Source organism: Aquimarina algicola (genome assembly GCF_006443095.1).
Lineage (GTDB): Bacteria > Bacteroidota > Bacteroidia > Flavobacteriales > Flavobacteriaceae > Aquimarina > Aquimarina algicola.
In genome coordinates, this window is sequence record NZ_VFWZ01000025.1 from 1 (window position 1) to 261 (window position 261).

At 41.4% G+C, this 261-nt stretch carries 1 protein-coding gene; it reads left to right on the forward strand.

From position 1 onward, the window contains the following. On the forward strand, positions 1-261 hold a 261-nt coding region (locus FHK87_RS25970), incomplete at both ends, for a KR domain-containing protein (protein WP_140597840.1).

Here is a 261-nt window from a genome sequence, read left to right on the forward strand (position 1 = left end):
CGGCCGGAGCTTTTGGTAATGTAGGTCAATCCGATTACTCTAGTGGTAATGCCTGGATGGATTTATATGCTGAGTATCGTAATGATTTGTTATCTCAGGGCAAACGAAAAGGACTTAGTTTGAGTATCAATTGGCCCTTATGGTCAGAAGGCGGTATGCGAGTGGATAGAGAAGTAGAAAAGCGCATGGAATCTCAAACAGGTTTACAGCCTCTTTCTACTACTGATGGTATTACTGCTTTTGATGTTTTGTTATCACAAG